Here is a 2,647-nt window from a genome sequence, read left to right as displayed (position 1 = left end):
GCGTGTCGAGTTGCTCCGCGGCGGCGGTGTTGCTCGACACCGCCACCGCGGAGCAACTCGACACGCTGCCCGGAGTGGGTCCCGTCCTCGCGCAGCACATCATCGCCTACCGCACCGAACACGGCGGCTTTCGCTCCGTCGACGAACTGCGCGAGGTGAACGGCATCGGTGACCGCCGCTTCGCCGACCTGCGGAACCTCGTACGGCCATGAGCGCGCCGGAGACAGGGGCGCCGGTGCCCGCCGAGGCGCGGGGCGGGGCGCGTGTCGAGTCGCGTACCGGGGTGGTGCGGGCCGCTCCGCGCCGTCCGGCCGTGCACGCGGCCTCCGAGCACCGGCTCGGCGTCGCCCATCCGAGACAGGAGGGCCCGACGGACCTGCGTCTCGTACCACCGGCGCTGGCGGCGTGGGGGACGGCGGCGCTGATGGTGCACGCCTCGACCGGCTGGGTCATCGGCGTGGTCGTGGTCAGCCTGGTCGTGGGGATCGGGCTGCTCGTGGCCCACCGAGGGCGGGGGCGGGCGTCGCGGGCCGGGCAGCAGCCACGTGTCAGGCCGGAACCTCGGGCCGGGCGGCAGCCACGTGTGAGGCCGGACGCTCGGATCGGGCGGCAGCCACGTGTGAGGCCGGACGCTCGGATCGGGCGGCAGCCTCGCGTGGGGTCAGACGCTCGGATCGGGCGGCAGCCACCCGTGAGGTCGGAACCTTGGGCCGGGCGGCAGCCTCGCATGAGGCCGGAACCCCGAGTGACGCCGGAGCTCCAGGTGGGCGGCCCGGAGTCCCAGGTGGGCCCGGACCCACAGGCGTGCCCGGAGCCGAGGCGCGGCCCGGAGCTGCACGTGGGCGCTGAGCCGCTGGTGAGCCGGGGCCCGGCCCTCCTGTCGTCCTACTCCGTAGGAGCGAAGGTGTCCGTGGCCGCCGTGCTGCTCTGTGTCGCCGCCTCGGCTGTCTCCGCCGGGCTGCACGGGGCGGATCTGCGGCGTGGCCCGGTTCCACGGCTGGCCGAGCGGTACGCGCCGGTCACCGCTGAGGTCGAGCTGACGTCCGACCCCCGGCTCACCCGCCCGCGGATCAACGGCAACCACGCCACCCCGACGGCCGTGCTCCTCCAGGCCGAGGTTCGCAGGGTGAAGGGGCCGGACGGGGCGGTCGTGGACACACGGACGCCGGTGCTGGTGATCGTCGACACGGAACGGCGGTCGTCGGCGGGAGAAAGAGGCCGATCGCCGTGGCTCACGCTGCTGCCGTCGACGCGGGTGCGGGTGGCCGCGCAGGCCGTACCGGCCCTGGTCGGCGGAGACCGGGTCGCGGCGGTGCTGCGGGTGCGAGGGGGCGGGTCCCCGGAGGTGGTGGAGGAGGCGAGCGCGGCGCAGCGGTTCGCGGGGCGGTTGCGGGAGGGGCTGCGCGAGGCGACGGACGGGCTGGACGGGGATGCGCGGGCGTTGTTGCCGGGGTTCGTCGTGGGCGACACCTCGCGGGTCCCGGCCGAGTTGGACGAAGCGTTCAAGGCGACCGACCTCACTCATCTCCTGGCGGTCAGCGGCGCCAACTTCACGATCCTGCTGGCCCTGTTCATCGGCCCGCCGGGGCTCGCCCAGCGGGCGGAGCGGCGGGGGCTCGCCCCCCGGCTGGGGATTCCGCTGCGGGCGACCGCGCTGGTCGGCGGTGCGCTGACGCTCGGCTTCGTGATCGTGTGCAGGCCGGAGCCGAGCGTGGTGCGGGCGGCGGCCTGCGGGTCGATCGCGCTGCTGGCCATCGTGACGGGACGCCGCAGATCGCTCGTGCCCGCGCTGGCGACGGCCGTGCTGCTGCTGGTGCTGTACGACCCGTGGCTCGCCCGGAGTTACGGCTTCCTGCTGTCCGTCCTGGCGACCGGGGCGCTGCTCCTGCTCGCCCCGCGGTGGAGCGCGGCGCTCCAGCGGCGTCGGGTGCCGCCCCGCCCGGCAGAGGCGCTGGCGGCGGCGGGCGCCGCGCAGGCGGTGTGCGCGCCGGTCGTGGTGGTGCTGTCGGCGAAGGTGAGCCTGGTGGCGGTGCCGTGCAATCTGCTGGCGGAGTTCGCTGTGGCGCCGGCGACGGTGCTGGGGTTCGCCACGCTGGCGGCGGCGCCGATCGCGATGCCCGTCGCCGAGTGCATCGCCTGGTGCGCGAGTTGGCCCGCCGGGTGGATCGCGGACATCGCGCGCACGGGGGCGTCCCTGCCGGGGGCGGGGGTGGACTGGCCGGGCAGCTGGACCGGCGCGGCCCTGCTGGCCCTCGTCACGGTGGTGGCGGTGTTCGTCGGGCGGCGATTGGTGGGCCGTCCGTGGCTGGTGGGGGCCTGCCTGGTGGTGTTCCTGCTGGCCGTGGTGCAGCCGCCGCCCCTGACGAGAGTGATCACGGGATGGCCGCCGCCCGGCTGGCGGTTCGTGATGTGCGACGTCGGGCAGGGCGACGCGACCGTGTTGGCGGCGGGCGACGGCAGAGGGGTGGTCGTGGACGCCGGCCCCGACCCCGTGCTGGTGGACCGCTGCCTGACCGCCCTCGGCATCACCGAGATCCCTCTCGTGGTGCTCACCCACTTCCACGCCGACCATGTGGCCGGGTTGCCGGGGGTGCTGCGGGGGCACAGGAACGGCGTTCCGGGGGCCTCGCGTGGCGGGTGCTGTGGC

2 protein-coding genes are annotated in these 2,647 nt (G+C 75.6%); both read left to right on the top strand.

What is annotated here, in order from left to right:
* Positions 1–212 (top strand): ComEA family DNA-binding protein (locus tag AOK23_RS32950; protein ID WP_169800359.1); only part of this gene is annotated, 212 nt, incomplete at its 5' end.
* A gap of 515 nt (positions 213–727) precedes the next feature.
* Positions 728–2,647: ComEC/Rec2 family competence protein (locus tag AOK23_RS32945; protein WP_240496675.1), on the top strand; the 1,920-nt coding region annotated here is incomplete at its 3' end.

It is taken from the genome of Streptomyces torulosus, assembly GCF_001419765.1.
Taxonomy (GTDB): domain Bacteria; phylum Actinomycetota; class Actinomycetes; order Streptomycetales; family Streptomycetaceae; genus Streptomyces; species Streptomyces torulosus.
Note: the sequence above shows the minus strand (reverse complement) of the source record. Positions and strands in the feature narration are given on the sequence as shown.